Consider the following 16,631-nt stretch of genomic DNA (forward strand, 5'->3'; position numbering starts at 1 on the left):
TGTCTTGCCAATGCTTTGCATAAACAATGCAAATTTACTCTATTTCATTTAAATATACACTATAAAGAGATGTTAATTATAGGAATAGCAGGCGGAACAGGCTCCGGAAAGACCACCGTCGTACGAAAAATCGTAGAAAGTCTCCCTGCAGGAGAAGTAGTATTATTACCTCAAGACTCCTATTATAAGGATAGCAGTCACGTACCTGTGGAAGAGCGGCAGAACATTAATTTCGACCATCCGGACGCGTTTGAATGGAGCTTGCTCTCCAAACACATTACGATGCTGAAAGAAGGAAAAAGCATCGAACAGCCCACCTATTCTTATCTCACCTGTACCCGCCAGCCTGAAACTATTCATATCGAACCGCGCAAGGTAGTGATTGTTGAAGGGATTCTCGCTTTATGCGACAAAAAACTGAGAAACATGATGGACCTTAAGATATTCGTAGATGCCGACCCCGATGAACGCCTGATACGTGTTATCCAAAGAGACGTTATCGAACGCGGACGCACGGCGGAAGCTGTCATGGAGCGCTACACACGCATCTTGAAACCGATGCACCTGCAATTTATCGAACCGTGCAAACGTTATGCCGACCTTATCGTGCCCGAAGGGGGAAGCAATAAAGTCGCCATTGATATTCTGACCATGTATATCAAGAAGCACCTTAAGAATTAAAAATTAAAACAGACGGGATATGAGGATAAAGACGCTGGTTGTTTCTTGTGTTGTGCTGCTGTTGTGCTGTATGATTGGATGCGGGAGCAGACAGCATAGTCCGGCGGATAAGTCCGCACGCGATCTCCCGCAGGTAAAAGACAGTGGTGAACTGGTCGTTCTGACATTATACAGTTCCACTTCCTATTTCATTTACCGAGGACAGGAAATGGGGTTCCAGTATGAACTCAGCGAACAGTTCGCACAGAGTTTGGGGTTAAAACTCAAGATTAAGGTAGCCGACAGTGTTGACGAACTTATCCGGAAGTTATTGGTAGGTGAAGGCGATATGATTGCCTATAATCTGCCTGTCACCAAAGAGTGGAAAGACAGCCTTATCTATTGCGGCGAGGACGTGATTACCCATCAGGTAATTGTGCAACAAAGAAAAGGGAAGCGGAAACCGTTGCAGGACGTCACCGAGTTGATTGGGAAAGACATATATGTGAAGCCCGGCAAGTATTACGACCGACTGATGAACCTAAACAGTGAGCTTGGCGGCGGAATCCAAATCCACGAAGTGACCAATGACAGCATCACCGTAGAAGATTTAATCACACAAGTGGCTCAGGGTAAAATCCCGTACACGGTGGCAGACAATGACTTGGCAAAACTCAACAAGACCTATTACTCCAACTTAGACATCGGCCTGTCTGTCAGTTTCGACCAACGTTCTTCCTGGGCAGTACGAAAAGAGAGTACGGAACTTGCCGCAGCCGCCACCAAATGGCATCGGGAAAACATGACTTCTCCGGCTTATACAGCCAGTATGAAACGCTACTTCGAAAACAGCAAGATGATGCCGCACTCTCCTATCCTCTCCTTGAAAGAGGGGAAGATTTCCCACTACGACAATTTATTCAGGAAGTACGCCAAAGAAATAGGATGGGACTGGCGGATGCTTGCATCGTTGGCCTATACCGAATCTAATTTCGATACGACTGCCGTGTCGTGGGCAGGAGCCAAAGGATTGATGCAACTAATGCCCGCCACCGCCCGCGCTATGGGCGTGCCTGCCGGCAAGGAGCAGAACCCGGAAGAGAGCATCAAGGCGGCTGTGAAGTACATCGCTTCCACCGACCGCAGTCTCAGCATGATACCCGACAAAGAAGAGCGCCTTAAATTTGTGTTGGCTTCCTACAATGCAGGGTTAGGACATATTTACGATGCAATGGCGCTTGCCGGAAAATACGGAAAAGACAAACGGGTGTGGAAAGACAACGTAGAAGATTTTATCCTGCTCAAAAGCAACGAGGAGTACTTCACAGACCCGGTTTGCAAGAACGGTTATTTCCGTGGCATCGAGACATACAACTTCGTGCGCGACATCCTGTCGCGCTACGAGGCTTACAAAAAGAAAATCAAGACATAACAGTATGTCGCCCAACGCCCCGGAAACGGAAGCGTTCCGCTTACGGGGTCATTCAAACAGGTTCAACTTGTTTCTTTGTGCTTCTTCCAATGAGACGGTCTCACGTTTCACCGAGCCGTTCTTCTCACGTAAAGCGGCATACTCCCTATCCAGTTCGGCCGTCAGTTCCGATTTCATCTGCGGATGGAGCAAACGGGCGGCGACACCTGCATTCTGGGAAGCATCTTTCAAATGAACCACCGGAGCATGATATACGGGAGCAATCTTCAAGGCCGTATGCATTTTCGAGGTAGTTGCCCCACCAATCAGAAGCGGTATATCCAGCCCTGCCTTTTCCAGTTCGGCAGCCACATGAACCATTTCTTCCAGCGAAGGAGTAATCAGTCCGCTCAGACCTATCATATCCACCTTCTCTTCGACAACGCGGCGGACGATTGTCTCGGCAGGCACCATCACTCCCAAGTCAATAATGTCATAACCGTTACACGCCATTACCACGGAAACGATGTTCTTTCCGATATCGTGAACGTCCCCCTTCACAGTGGCAAGCAGTATTCTCCCGGCAGAAGCCGTTCCTTCCGTTTTTTCCGACTCTATGACGGATTGGAGGATGGCAACGGCCTTCTTCATTGTACGGGCGGTCTTTACCACCTGCGGAAGAAACATCTTACCTGCGCCAAACAGTTCGCCGACGTAGTTCATTCCATCCATCAACGGCCCTTCAATCACACTGACCGCCTTGTCATAAAGCGGCAACGCTTCTGCCAAGTCCTGTTCCAGATAATCGCCAATCCCTTTCATCAACGCATATTTCAGACGTTCCTCGACGGTTCCTTCCCTCCAGGCATCCTGTCGGGCAGTGGGCTGTCCGGCAGTTCCGGCCGTGGTTGCTTTCAAAGATTCCGCCAATTCGATAAGGCGCTCCGCTGCATCGGGACGACGGTTCAGCACGACGTCCTCTATCTTTTCCAGCACATCGGCGGGGATGTCGCTATACAGCACGGAAGTACCCGGATTCACAATACCCATATCCATTCCCTGCCGGATGGCATGATAAAGGAACACGGCGTGCATAGCTTCACGGATATAGTTGTTGCCACGGAAAGAGAAAGAGAGATTGCTCACTCCCCCGCTGATGTGCGCGCCGGGCAGGTTTTTCTTTATCCATCCGGCGGCTTCTATAAAGTCGACGGCATAGTTGTTGTGCGCTTCGATTCCCGTAGCTACGGCAAGCACATTGGGGTCGAAGATGATATCGTGCGGATTGAAATTGACCTTATCGACCAAAAGACGGTAAGCACGCCGGCATACCTCTATCTTGCGGGCGGCGGTATCCGCCTGTCCTTTTTCATCGAAAGCCATGACAACGGCGGCAGCTCCGTATTCCTTGATGGCACGGGCGCGTTCGAGGAACGTCTCCTCCCCTTCCTTCAAGGAGATGGAGTTGACGATAGCCTTTCCTTGCAGACATTTCAGTCCGGCAACAATCACTTCCCATTTGGAAGAGTCAATCATGACCGGGACACGGGCGATTTCGGGTTCGGACATGACGAGATTCAGGAAAGTCGTCATCTCGGTCTTTGCATCCAGCAGTCCGTCGTCCATATTGATATCAATCACCAGCGCTCCGTCGTCCACCTGCTGGCGGGCTATGGAGAGGGCTTCATCGTATTTCTTTTCATTAATCAGACGGAGGAACTTGCGCGACCCCGCCACGTTGCAACGCTCACCGACGTTTACGAAATTGATTTCCGGTTTCACTTCGAGCAGTTCGAGGCCGGAAAGCCACATACAATCAGGCTTCGCTACCGGAACGTGTGGCCGGGCACCCTCTACCAGTGCGGGATATTCGGCGATATAGGCATCGGTCGTTCCGCAGCATCCCCCGATTATATTAATCAGCCCCTCTTCGATATACTCCCTTACTTCGCGTGCCATATCGGCGGGTGTCTGGTCGTACTTGCCCAGGCTGTTGGGCAGTCCGGCATTCGGGTAGGCACTGATATAATAAGGTGCACGGGCAGCCAGTTGCTTCAGGAAAGGTTTCAACTGACGCGCGCCAAAGGAGCAGTTCAAGCCGACAGAGAAGATGTTGTGATGTTGCACGGAAGCGAGAAATGCTTCCAATGTCTGTCCGGAGAGTGTTCGCCCGCCGATATCGGACACAGTAACCGAAAGCATGACAGGCACTTCAACGCCCATCGCCTTCATGGCTTGTCCGGCAGCGAAGAGAGCCGCTTTGGCATTCAGCGTATCAAATATGGTCTCAATCAGAATAGCGTCCACCCCGCCTTCAAGCATGGCTTCCATCTGCTGCCGATAAGCGGCAGCCAGCTCGTCATAACTCAAGGCACGATAAGCCGGGTTGTTCACATCGGGGCTCATGGAGCAGGTTTTGTTGGTCGGTCCTACAGAGCCGGCTACAAAACGGGGTTTGTCGGGATTCTTTGCCGTATATTCGTCGGCAAGTTCACGCGCCAACTTAACGGCGGCAAGATTCATCTCGCGCACATACGCTTCCACGTGATAATCTGCCATAGAGACGGTGGTCGAACTGAAAGTGTTCGTTTCAATAATGTCCGCGCCCGCTTCCAAGTATTTGCGATGGATATCGCTGACCACATCGGGACGCGTCAGACAGAGCAAATCGTTGTTCCCTTTCAGTTGTCCCGGAATATGAGCGAAACGTTCGCCACGGAAATCTTCTTCCGTAAGATTGTATTGTTGAATCATTGTACCCATCGCCCCGTCCAAAATAAGGATGCGTTCGGATACAAACTGAGAAATTGTCTTTTTCATCATTACCTTAAAAACCTGTCACCTTATCACGCTGAAAACCTATCGCTTAAACATTCTCGCCATATCCCTGCGGTCGTCTTTCTCTTTGATAGATTCGCGTTTATCGTACTCTTTCTTACCTTTTGCCAAAGCGATTACCAGTTTCGCCAGTCCTTTTTCGTTGATAAACAGGCGCACGGGCACAATCGTGAAGCCGGGATTCTTCATTTCCCGCTGGAGTTTCTCCAATTCTTTTTTATTGAGCAACAACTTTCTCTCCCTGCGTGCCGTATGGTTATTGTACGAGCCGTAGAAATACTCGGCTATGTGCATATTCTTCACCCACAGTCCGTTTTTCGTAAAATAGCAGAACGTATCTACCAGACTTGCCTTTCCTAAGCGGATGGATTTGATTTCGGTTCCGGTCAGTACGATACCTGCCGTATAGGTGTCTATGAGTTCGTAGTCAAACGTGGCACGTTTGTTCTTTATATTTACAGAGGGTTGTTTCATCTTTGCACACATATCGTTTAATTAAGTATCGCCGTCAGTCTGTTGAATACAACTTGAATCACGGTGGGGCATAGTATCAACAATGCAGACGACAAAAGGGTGTATCTCAACCGTTGTTTTTCTTCCACTCCCATCAGTATGGGTGCTCCTTCCCACACGACGTAGACGATATAGAACTGCAACAGCCAAGCGATAATCCTGAAATCGGGCAACAGTCCGGTCACAATCTGAAGCAGGAAAGGCACCACAAGGGCATATCCCGCAAACTGTTGCGCCAACGGCATATTGCTGCACATTCCGAACATCCTGCTACCCATTTCGTTGATGGCGTAGGCTGCGAGGAAATAGCCGCCGAACAGGGCGACTGACACAGCGCAGCAGTTGGTCATAGCTATCTGAAAACTTTGCGGACCTCCCCATCCGTTCGTCAGCAGCGAACCGACGAATACGGACAACCCGCATAAACCAATCATAGGATAGACAAAAGCCATATATACCTTTCGCCTATCCTCTTCCAGAGAAATTTCCTCCCAGGCTTTTGCCGGAGAGGAAATAAATTTCATTGCTATATTAAACAGTTCTTTGTAATTCAATTTTTATCGTTATGTTTATATTCTATTGAATATTCGGTTACCCCTTCGGGCACTTTATTACTTGAGTTATTCGTTTCCGCCACAACCGTAATCTTGATGGGGTATTGATTATCATTTGCAGCCTGATACTGAGCCAAAGCCACTGACAAATCAAATACGCGGTACGAACCGTTCTTATAGCCTTCTTTATCCTGTTCTTCCGTTGAGTTATGACGCAAATAGACCTTCAGTTCCTTTCTGTCATTTTTCAACTCTTCGACATCCGTATAGTAAACCAATGAGAAGGTATGACTGGCAATCTTTTCATGGCAGAAATAGATAATCGGAATAAGCAGATTGTTATTATCAAGCATACTCGGCACCACATCCGTAATGCTGATGACGCCACGGTTTGAAGCATAAGAAGAGTTATCCTCTGCGTCCCAAGCCTTTTCGATTCCGTCGACTCTGTTTCCCGAAATCTTTTCGATGGCATTGATTGTTGCATGAATCGTATTGTTCTCGATATCAACAGCACGGTCGTAGCTGAAGTTTCCAAAAACAAAATCATCACGCATCCAGTTTGTCGTTCCTTCAACCACATTTTTAGCTTGAATGAGCGTGCTTCCGTCCAATGTCACAAGAGTCAGGTTCAAAAAGTTCTCTTTCACTTTGGCGATTATCGGTTGCCCGTTTACCTGCGTGCTTTCTTCTCCGTTCAAACAAGAAGTAACCGACAGGCCCATCACTACAGCCATCACAGCCACCAAGAAAAATTTCATCTGTTTCATAAACTTATTTTTTAGATTTTGCAAAGATATATATTCTAATTCACACTTAGTAAATGCAGAGGTTAAAAAAATACTGCATCCGTCACTTTATTATTTTTGCAAAAAATTCCAAATGGTCGTCAACATAGCTTGCCACGAGTGCCGTCACCTGTTCTTCCATCTCCAGATAGGTCTCTTCCAGTTCGTCGAAGGCTTCGTATTGCTCGTACATCGCCATGAATTCATCGTCGGTGCGTTCTTTCTCCAGGTCTTGGCGGTGGGCGTCGTATATCTTCTTTGCCTTGTAGACGAGTTTGGAGAACTCATCGGCTCCCCAAAGGCGCATCACTTTGGCGAAGGGATTGTCGAAGATATATCCGCCGTATCCGTTTTGAATCAACTGGCAGAAGCCGCCGAACATCACTTCGTCGCGGAAGATGCGGTAGGCAAGCAGTGAATGCTGCTCGCCGGTGAGTAGAACCATCGTTTCGGCGGTGAGTTCGCCGCCAATCACTTCCTTATATTTATCGGTAAATACCTGGATGAATTCATCCATTCCTTCATTTGCTGCCTGCTGCAAAGCGGATTCTACTATTTCAATCATCATGTTTCGTTGCATAAATTACGGGGCAAAGCTACGAATTTAATTCTACATCCGGCAATATTCGTTCCATTAATCTCATGCAAAAGTATCTGTTTTTATTTCCGTCCCCGCGTATAGCTAATCTTTTTCTTGCGACGGTTTACCGGTTACGGTACGAACGGCTACTGTTTTCTTTGCATAAATTTATTCGTCTGACTATAGTGTCCGTTTCGTCTGACTATAGTTAGACGAAACGGACACTATAGTCAGACGAAAGTTTAACTGTAGTCAGACGAATAAATTTTAGTATTCCGGCCGATAGTCCGCAGGCAACGAGAAATTAGTTGTCAGGCAATGCGCCGATAAACCAAAGCAACCAAAAAAAAGGCCGATGCAGAAGTGATTTCCCCTGCACCGGCCTGTCCAAACACACTAAAACCTATTGAAACTATTTTGAATAAGAATACGGAAAATCTTCCGTGCGCACACCTCTCTGCAAATTGGGCACGCTGTCCATCGACAGATTCAGTTCGCCGCCTTTACGCAGCTCCTCGTGTGTGAGGTAATTGCGTGTGAATTCTTCGCCGTTGAGCAACGCCTGCCTGATGTAAGGACGGGCGGCTGCATTGTCGGCTGCCGAAACAACGAAATCTTTGCCTTCGGGGAGGTGCAGCGTCACCTTGTTGAACAAGGGAGAACCTATCGCATACTGGGGCATACCCGGACAAACGGGATAGAAGCCCATCGCGGAGAATACATACCAGGCGGATGTCTGACCGTTGTCCTCGTCGCCACAGTAGCCCTTGCTGCCGGAGTTGTAGAGTTTGTCCATCACGTTGCGAAGGTGATACTGGGCTTTCCAGGGCTGGCCGATATAGTCGTACAGATAGATACCGTGCTGTATCGGCTGATTGCCGTGGGCATACTGTCCCATATCGAGGGCAACCATTTCGGCTATTTCGTGGATGACGAAACCGTAGGTGCCGTAATTGAATGTATTGGGAGCCGTGAACATGGAGTCGAGACGAGCTGCCATCGGTTCGTGTCCGCCCATCAGTTGCGACAGGCCTTCGGGGTCGTGGAATACGCTCCATGTCCAGTGCCAGGAGCTTCCTTCGGTGAAGGGACCTCCCCATTCTGTGGCGTCGAAGTTATCGCGCCAGTTGCCGTGGGCATCCTTTGTCCACATGAAACCGTGTTCGGGATAATAGAGGTTGCGGTAGTTGAGGGCTTTTTGGTAGTATTTATCGGCAATGTCCTGCTTGCCCAACGATTCGGCAAAGCGGGCAATGCACCAGTCGGCATAGGCATACTCGAGTGTCTTTGCCGTGGCTTCGGGCACTTCGGGATAAGGCACATAGCCCAACTGGTCGTAATATTCAAAGCCGTCGCGTCCTACGGAAGCAATGTCGGCATGACGTGCCTGCGTCTGATGAATCATGGCTTCCAATGCTTTCTCCGCGTCTACCGTGCGTACGCCTTTCATCCATGCATCCACCAGCAGCGATACGGAGTTGTTGCCAATCATGCATCCTCGGTGTCCGGGACTTGCCCACTCGGGCATGAAGCCGCTTTCGTTGTAAGCGTTGATAATAGACTGAGTGACACGCTCGGACACTTCGGGATAGAGCAGCGTGAACAAGGGGTGAACGGCACGGAAGGTATCCCAGAAGCCGTTGTCGGTGTACATATATCCGTCGTGTACATTGCCGTCGTATGGGCTGTAATAGACGGGGTTGCCCTGCGAATCGAACTCATAAAACTCGCGCGGGAAGAGCAGCGTGCGATACAGGCAAGAGTAGAAAGTGCGGAGCTGTTCGTCCGTTCCTCCCTCCGCTTCGATGCGTCCGAGATGGTTGTTCCACTGCTCGCGGGCTTTCGTGCTGACGAGTTGCAGGTCGGTCTCAGCCACTTCACGGTTGAAATTGATAACCGCCTGCTCGGGACTGATGAAAGAAGAGGCCGTACGTATGGTGAGCTTCTCGCCTGCCGGAACGTCAAACTTGAGGTACGCACAGGTGTAGTCGGCGGCTACGTCCGCTTGCTGGTGGAACAGGCTGTCACCGTTGTAAGTGCCGTAGCCTGTCACGGGATGGCTGAACTCTACGAGGAAATAGTTGGCAAAGTTGTCGGGCACACCGCCGTTATTGTAGCGCGATACGCCTTTTACCGTCCGTTTCTCCGAATCAATCGCCAGGGAACTGCCGCCATTGTAGGCGTCGACCACTACGTACTGGTCTTTCGCTTCGGGGAAAGCGACTTCAAAGACCGCTCCCCGCGAGGTAGCCGAGAGAGTGGTGTGCAATCCGTTGTCGAATGTAATGCTGTAATTGTAAGGAGTCGCTTTTTCCTGTTGGTGGGAGAAGGCGACAAGGCGTTCCTTGTGGCTTACTTTCAGCTCGCCGGCAAGCGGCATGATAGAGAATGTACCGTAGTCGTTAATCCACGGGCTGGGCTGATGCGTCTGCCGGAAACCGCGCATCAGGCTGTCGGTGTACATATACATCCATCCGCTACCGTTCTCGCCTGTCTGTGGGCTCCAGAAATTCATTCCCCAGGGTACTGCTACGGCAGGATAGGTGTTGCCGTGCGAAAATGCAAAAGTAGATTCCGTCCCCATCAACGGATTTACATAGTCTGCGTATTCCACCGTCTTGGCCTTTTGCCCGCACGAAGCGAGCAAAAAGGGGAGACAGAGGGATAAGAAAAATAATCGTATAGTCATGATTTTATATATTTAATAAGGTGATTCAATCAAAATACTTCACTCAGATACTTCTGTGTCTGCTCGGGACGCTGGCTCATGCGCAGTCGCCACACCAATTCCTGCAAGTTCACCACTTCAAAACTGTCATCCAAGTGTCCGGCGCAGAGCTTGGCCGCTCCTGCCCCACGGATATCGCCCGACTGGTTCTCAATCAAGGGGTCGTCCGTCTTTCCATGGTCGGAGAAGTTGCTCCATGCGTGCACGCATACCACGGAGAAACTCTCCTGCTGCGCTTCCTGTTTCAGTTTTCCAGCGATGTAGGCGGGTGTTCCTTCGCGTTCGTTGTTGCGGTTGCCGAAGTTCCACAACGAGTATTTCACGGTGATGACCGGGATGTCATATCCGGCTTTGTTCGTCACCCAGTACACCTCTCCTTCACCGCCTGCATAGGGGCTGTATTGGAGTGCCACGATACCTTCCAACTGGTCGTTGGCGTCGACATACGCCTGGAACGCTTCTTTGGCTGCTTCCGACTTCACGTTCATAGCCATAACGCCCAACAACTTCACCCGATGCTGGCGCATATGGGCCGAAAGGCGTTCTGCCGCCACTTTCAGGTTCTTTGCACGGTCGCCGTTCTCGCTGTAGTTATCTACGTAGTAATAACCGCCGCCCAACATTTCCATCACCGAACATTTCGTCTTTTGCTGGCTCAGCAGATTGTCGAACTGCGCGGGAGCCATCATCGGAAGCACGGATGTAGCCATACCGTAGGTCATGCGTACCTCTTCCGATTCCGGTGCCTGGTAGAAGTCTTTGAAGTCGTTCATCATCCACTGTATATTGTCGCCGTCGGACAGGAAGAAAGAGACGAAATTCTTTTTCTTCGTATAGTCGAGGAATTGTGGGTTCTGCACGCGTGCCAAGACCGGTTGTTGACGTTGAGAATAGAGCAGCGAAGTCAGCGAATGGTTGTAGCTCCAGTCGCAGGGAATCATCGGGTGTCCGCTCTTGGAAACCAAGTTGACAAAGGCATCCTCGCCCACTCCCTGTTCCCAGCCGTACACAGGTGCGTTGGGTTCCAGCCATGCAAGGATTTCTTTCAGCAGTTCCGTATTCTGTCCGCCCGAGGCTGTGCCCTGGCGCTTGTTGAGGTTGAGCACGAAGAATTCGTTCTTGATGGCAAACTCGCGCAACTCGCCAGTCTGAACGGGCATGATGACCAGCGCTTTGTTGCTGCACTTGTCTTTGAATTCCGCCCAAGCCTGCGCAGTGGTCTTGTTGCGTGCGTCGTAGGTCATGGCATATCCGGCTTCTTCGTAATATTCTTTGTCGCGCACGTCTACGATGATGGAGTTATAGACATGGGAAGCTACAGAGGCAACGACACCGCTCTCAGGATTGTGTTCGATATCGGTGAGTACATATCCGTCGAACATTCCTTTCAGTTGGATATTTACTCCGTCGGCAGGGCCGTAGTTATTGCGTGCCAGTTCCAGTCCACTCTGCATTCCCTGTTCGTGAACGCCCATATCCTCCAAAGCCTGCTTGGAAAGTTTGTAGGATTCGCTTCCGCCGTGGTCGTGCAGCCATACGGCGATTTCGCTTTTTCCCTGCTCTACGGCACGGTTGGCCAATCCTGCCAACGACTGGCAAAGGAGGTGATACTGCAAGCCGCGCATCTTCTCCGTCTGCCCCAATTCGTTGCGGCTGCCCACCGTCACTACTTCCACACAGGTCCAATACTTCTTGGGTTTCACCTTCATTTCGGGCATATAGTATTGCCCCACATTGGCAATCGGGTCGTATGTTTCCGTATAAAGGGACGTTTTGTTCTCCTCGTTCAGTCCTTGATTGATTTCGGGTGATTCGTACACTTCGCAGCTTGCCATCGTCAGGCTGAGCAACAGTGCGGCACCGCATATAGTTGTTTTCATTATCAATTCTTTCATTTATTAGTTAACCGTTTCTTATCAATAACCTTCGTTTTGTGAAAGTCCCTCCACTTTATTGCGCTCGTCTTGCGGAATGGGACGCACCAGATGGTTCGCATTCAAATTATCGTATTTCACCACAAACGGGTTGTAGGCGGGCACACGTGCCAACAATGTCTGCGTACGTTTGAGGTCGAACCAACGGTCGTGCTCGCCCATCAGCTCGCGGGCACGCTCGTCCATGATGACGTTGATGTCCAAATCAGTGAACTTCATTGTTTCATAAGCCGCCGCATCTTTGGCAGCACGCTTGCGGATGCTGTTGATGCGCTCCAGCGCCATCTCCTTGTTGCCTGCTCCCAAATAGGCTTCCGCACACAACAGATAGGTATCGCCCAGACGGAAGATAACATCCTCGCGCGAACCGCCTTCGCCCCACTGTATCTTGGTGTCGCTGAACTTCCGCACCATCGGCATACGGTCGGACGCTGTTTCGAGTACGGGAAGCGCCGTCGACTGCGGATACCATACGTATTCGTCATCCTGCTTGAAGGGATAGAAACGTTTCGCATTGTTGCTCATACCCGACTTGTCGTTCCAACGGGGAAAGTAGATTCCCAACTGACCGTAATCGGGATGGTCGGGATTGTTGATGTAATATTCGCGTTTGAAGGTGGCATCGTAGCGAGTGTCTGCTTCGGGGTCGGCATACAGTTCGTGTGCCTTCGGATTCACCCAATACTTGCGGGAGATGCTGGAGTAGTCGCTTTGATTCTTGACAAACATATCCGGCTCCAAAGCTACGATGTTGAATCCGAACTGTGCCTGCTGCGGGTTTCCACCGCCGCGATAGTTCTTGTCGAGTCCGTACTGAACCGACCAGATTACTTCGGAGTTCGCTTGGTTGTTTTCGTCAAACAAAGCTGCATAGTTCTCCTGCAAGGCATAGCCTGAAGCCGGGTTCTCTATCAACTGGTCGAATGTGGCTGCCGCATCGGAGAAATCGTCCGCTTTGGCAAAAGGCTTGTAGGCACGTGTCAGATACATCTTTCCCAACAGGTGAAGCACTGCCGCATTGGTCACTTTTCCGGCGGAGATAGTGGTCATGTCCAGTTTGTCTTTCACCTCGTTCAGTTCGGTGATGATGAAAGAGTAGATTGCCTGCTCGCCCGTACGTTCCGCCTGCTGGATGATGGTGGTGTTCTCTGCGGTGAGCAGGGGCACGGGGCCGAATGTCTCTACCAGGTAATAGTAAGCCATTGCACGGAAGAAACGGGCCTGGGCGGTGAGCGAAACGTAATCGTTTCCGGCCACTTCGGGCGTGCAACGATTCAGCAGGATGTTGCTTTCCTGCACAATTTTATAGAGCACCTTCCAGTAATCGCCTACGATGGGGGCGGTAGAGTTGAACGTCTTGTCATATCCGTTGAACATACGCTCGGCAGGCTCTTCGGAGATAGCCATATAGATATCTGTTCCGTAATACTGCAATTCGCCGGTGTTGAATACATTGCGGTAACGGGCGTTGATGTCTGTCAATAATTTCTGCTGGCCCTCTTTCGTGTTATAGAAATCGTCTGTCACAGCCGAAGGATTATAACTCTCTAAGAAATCGGAGCATCCGCTCAGCAGGCAGATGGCCAACAGTGCCAAATATTTCATTTGTTCTTTTACTCGTTTCATAAGGTTTCAAGTAGTTAGAAGGTTAAATTCAATCCAAAAGTAAACGTCATCGGGTAGAGAGACAAAGATTTGTAGACGTCTTCGCCAATCGTTTCCGGGTCGGGACCGAGGTAATCGGTGAAAGTGAACGGATTCTGCACATTGAGGTAAGCACGTGCGTTTTTCATCTTCATCTTCTTCATCCAGGTTTCGGGCAGGGTGTATCCCAACGTGATATTCTGTATTTTGAGGAAGGAACCGGAAATCTTGCCCAATACCTGCGTGTGGTACGATTGCGCGCCAATCTGCTGGTATTCGTTGCTGCGGTTCTCCGGAGTCCAGTAGTTCACTTTCAGTTTGTTCCAGTGTTCGTTGTCCCATGCGGTGAACATATAGGTAAAGTCATCGTTGTAGATGCCGCCGAAACGTGCATACATATAGAACGACAAATCCCAGTTCTTGTAGGTAAAGGTATTGGTCATACCAGCCGTCCAGTCGGGCGAGGGAGTGCCGAGCACTTTGTAGTCGCGTTCGTCAATCACATAGTTTCCGTCCAGGTCCTGCACACGGATATGTCCCGGCACCTGTCCGTATTTGGCAGCCAATTCTTTGTCTTCCGTCTGCCAGATGCCCACTTTCTCCAAGTCGTAGATTACGTGCATGGGCTGGCCGATGAACCAACGGTTTGCCAAGTCGTCTTTCTTGTCGCCGTAGAGGTCGACAATCTTGTTGCGGTTGAGCGAGAAGGTGAGATTGGTTTTCCAGGTGAAGTCGTTTGTAGCGATGTTTACGGTGTTCAGCCCCACTTCGATTCCTTTGTTGGAGGAGGTTCCGATGTTTTCGAGGATAGAGCCGTAACCGTTCAGGTTACCTACCGAACGGGCGAAAATCAAATCCTTCGTCGTACGGTTGTAAACGTCAACTGTACCGTTGATGCGGTTGTTGAGGAAACCGAAGTCGATACCGTAGTTCCACTCCGAGGTCATCTCCCAACGGAGGTTTTTGTTTCCTTTGCGGTCGCCCAGTCCGAAGGCGTTTTCACCTTTTCCACCATATATATAGTGTGCCAAATCCAATTTTGTCCAAGTGATATCGTGGTCGATGCTGTTGTTGCCCGATTTACCCCAGCTTACACGGAGTTTCAGGCTGTTCAGCCAGTCTACGTCTTTCAGGAAGTTCTCATTCTTCATCTGCCAGCCGATAGCAGCCGACGGCATAAAGCCCCACTGATTGCCGGTGGCAAGGCGCGAAGTTCCGTCGTACCGTCCGGTGACGGTAAACAGATAGCGATCCATCAGGGTGTAATTGACACGTCCCATGAAAGAAAGCATGGACGACTCCCAATAGTAGCTCTTCACGTCGCGAATCTCTTCGGCTGTCTCGATAGCGTGCCAGTCGGAGTCGTAAGGCAGACCATCGCCACGCATTTCCGAACCCTGGTGTGTCTCTTTCTGCACACTGTACAGTCCGATGGCATTCAGGTGGTGGATTTCGCTCCAAGTCTTGTCGTATGTGATGATGTTGTCCCATACCCAGTTCATGTTACGTCCCTCTTTACGGTATGCTTCGGGGGCGTTCAACCCTCCTTTGGCTTGCGTCATGGTTCCTACCCACTCTCCATAAACATCCGAGTCGTACTGAACCGCCACTTGCGACTTCACGCTCAGGCCTTTTATCGGCAGGTATTCCAGATAGCCGGAGAAGTTGGTGTAGTTGGCTTCCTTCTCTCTCTTGTTGTTCTCAATCTGAACAAACGGATTTATCTTGCTGGAAGTAGGCTGACAGTTGAAGAGGTAACTTCCGTCTTTGTCGTACGGGCTGACCGTGGGCGGGAGGAAATAGGCGTTAATCAGCGCATCGTTGGCTCCTTCGTTCGTATTGTTCAACGATACATAGCTGTTGATACCGGTCTTTATTTTATCGGAGAAACGATATTCCAGTCCGATGTTGGCAGTGATACGCCCGAAACTTTCGTTGCCTACCATACCGTCGTCCTTCAAGTATCCCAGTCCGAAGGAGAAAGAGAGCTTGTCCGTACCTCCGGTGGCAGAGACGGAATGGCTCGTAGTCAATGCATTCTGCGAAAGTTCACGCAACCAGTCGTAGTATTCGCCGTATTTGACGCGGCGTTTCTCATCGTCCGTCAGAAAGTCCGGACGGCTCAGCGATGCATCTCCATATTTCTTTTTCCACAAAGCAATGCGATAGTCGATATACTCCAGTCCATTGCCCATGTTGCCAATCATTTCGGGAATGCGCGTAGGTGTCTTGAAACCTACATAGCCCGCATAGTCGATATTGAAACCCTGGCGTTTGTTGGCGCCTTTGGTAGTGATAATCACCACACCGTTTGCCCCGCGCGAACCGTAGATGGCGCCGGAAGAGGCGTCTTTCAGGATGTCGATGGATTCGATATCGGCAGAGTTCAGATGGCGCATTCCCGTTTGGGAGGGCACTCCGTCAATCACATACAAAGGCTCATTGGAGAAATTGAACGAGTTGACACCGCGAATCTCTATTTTCGTATCCGCGCCGGGACGGTTGGAAGTCTTGTTCACAAGCACGCCGCCGACACGTCCGTTCAATGTTTCGGTCACATCGGTAGTGACCAATTTGCTCAACTCTTTGCCCGTCACAGACTGGATAGAGCCTGTAAGGTCTTTCTTTTCTACCGTACCGTATCCGATGACAACCACTTCGTTCAACTGCTTGGAATCGTCTTTCAACTGAACGGTCAGTTTTTCCTGATTCTGATTTATAACTAACTCCTGTGTCACATATCCGATGAAAGAGACGGCAATCGTTTTTCCCTTCGGAACCTGTAGGCTGAAGTTACCGTCCAAATCGGTCACTGTACCGGTGGACATACCCACTACCTGAACACTGGCTCCGGGCAACGGCTCTTTCAACGCGTCTATCACCACACCTTTTACTGTAAGCATCTGTTGTGCCCATACACTTACCCCTCCGCATAGCAGGAGCAACAGGCAGAGGATAGCTTTTATCGTTATCGTATTATT

At 50.0% G+C, this 16,631-nt stretch carries 11 protein-coding genes; 2 read left to right on the forward strand and 9 right to left on the reverse strand.

What is annotated here, in order from left to right; translation table 11 throughout:
- Positions 1 to 69: 69 nt before the first annotated feature.
- Entirely contained in the window at positions 70 to 681 is a 612-nt protein-coding gene (gene udk, locus QZ331_RS09650; RefSeq protein ID WP_294629723.1) for a uridine kinase, read from the forward strand.
- Between the two features lie 19 nt (positions 682 to 700).
- Positions 701 to 2,092, forward strand: coding sequence for a transglycosylase SLT domain-containing protein (locus QZ331_RS09655; RefSeq protein WP_294629725.1), 1,392 nt, complete (start codon positions 701 to 703; stop codon positions 2,090 to 2,092).
- A 48-nt stretch (positions 2,093 to 2,140) separates the two neighbouring features.
- Here the strand turns inward: QZ331_RS09655 and metH are convergent, their stop codons facing one another.
- From metH to QZ331_RS09700, 9 genes are all read right to left on the reverse strand, one after another.
- Entirely contained in the window at positions 2,141 to 4,891 is a 2,751-nt protein-coding gene (gene metH / locus QZ331_RS09660; RefSeq protein ID WP_294629740.1) for a methionine synthase, read from the reverse strand.
- Positions 4,892 to 4,930: 39 nt separating this feature from the next.
- Positions 4,931 to 5,383: an SsrA-binding protein gene (smpB, locus tag QZ331_RS09665; RefSeq protein ID WP_294629727.1), complete on the reverse strand. Its 453-nt coding sequence runs from the start codon at positions 5,381 to 5,383 to the stop codon at positions 4,931 to 4,933.
- Between the two features lie 17 nt (positions 5,384 to 5,400).
- Positions 5,401 to 5,946 (reverse strand): Yip1 family protein, encoded by a 546-nt coding sequence (locus tag QZ331_RS09670; RefSeq protein ID WP_294629729.1) that lies wholly within the window; start codon positions 5,944 to 5,946, stop codon positions 5,401 to 5,403.
- 26 nt (positions 5,947 to 5,972) lie between these two features.
- Positions 5,973 to 6,746, reverse strand: a complete 774-nt coding sequence (locus QZ331_RS09675; RefSeq protein ID WP_294629731.1) for a hypothetical protein — start codon at positions 6,744 to 6,746, stop codon at positions 5,973 to 5,975.
- Between the two features lie 82 nt (positions 6,747 to 6,828).
- Positions 6,829 to 7,329: a DMP19 family protein gene (locus QZ331_RS09680; RefSeq protein ID WP_294629741.1), complete on the reverse strand. Its 501-nt coding sequence runs from the start codon at positions 7,327 to 7,329 to the stop codon at positions 6,829 to 6,831.
- Positions 7,330 to 7,756: 427 nt separating this feature from the next.
- Positions 7,757 to 10,033 (reverse strand): GH92 family glycosyl hydrolase, encoded by a 2,277-nt coding sequence (locus tag QZ331_RS09685; RefSeq protein WP_294629732.1) that lies wholly within the window; start codon positions 10,031 to 10,033, stop codon positions 7,757 to 7,759.
- A gap of 29 nt (positions 10,034 to 10,062) precedes the next feature.
- Positions 10,063 to 11,952, reverse strand: coding sequence for a GxGYxYP domain-containing protein (locus tag QZ331_RS09690; RefSeq protein WP_294629733.1), 1,890 nt, complete (start codon positions 11,950 to 11,952; stop codon positions 10,063 to 10,065).
- 36 nt (positions 11,953 to 11,988) lie between these two features.
- The gene (locus QZ331_RS09695; protein WP_294629735.1) at positions 11,989 to 13,632 is read right to left on the reverse strand and encodes a RagB/SusD family nutrient uptake outer membrane protein; all 1,644 of its coding nucleotides are present in this window, start codon (positions 13,630 to 13,632) and stop codon (positions 11,989 to 11,991) included.
- Positions 13,633 to 13,646: 14 nt separating this feature from the next.
- Positions 13,647 to 16,631: TonB-dependent receptor (locus QZ331_RS09700; RefSeq protein WP_294629737.1), on the reverse strand; the 2,985-nt coding region annotated here is incomplete at its 5' end.

Source organism: uncultured Bacteroides sp., assembly GCF_910586915.1.
Taxonomy (GTDB): Bacteria; Bacteroidota; Bacteroidia; order Bacteroidales; family Bacteroidaceae; genus Bacteroides.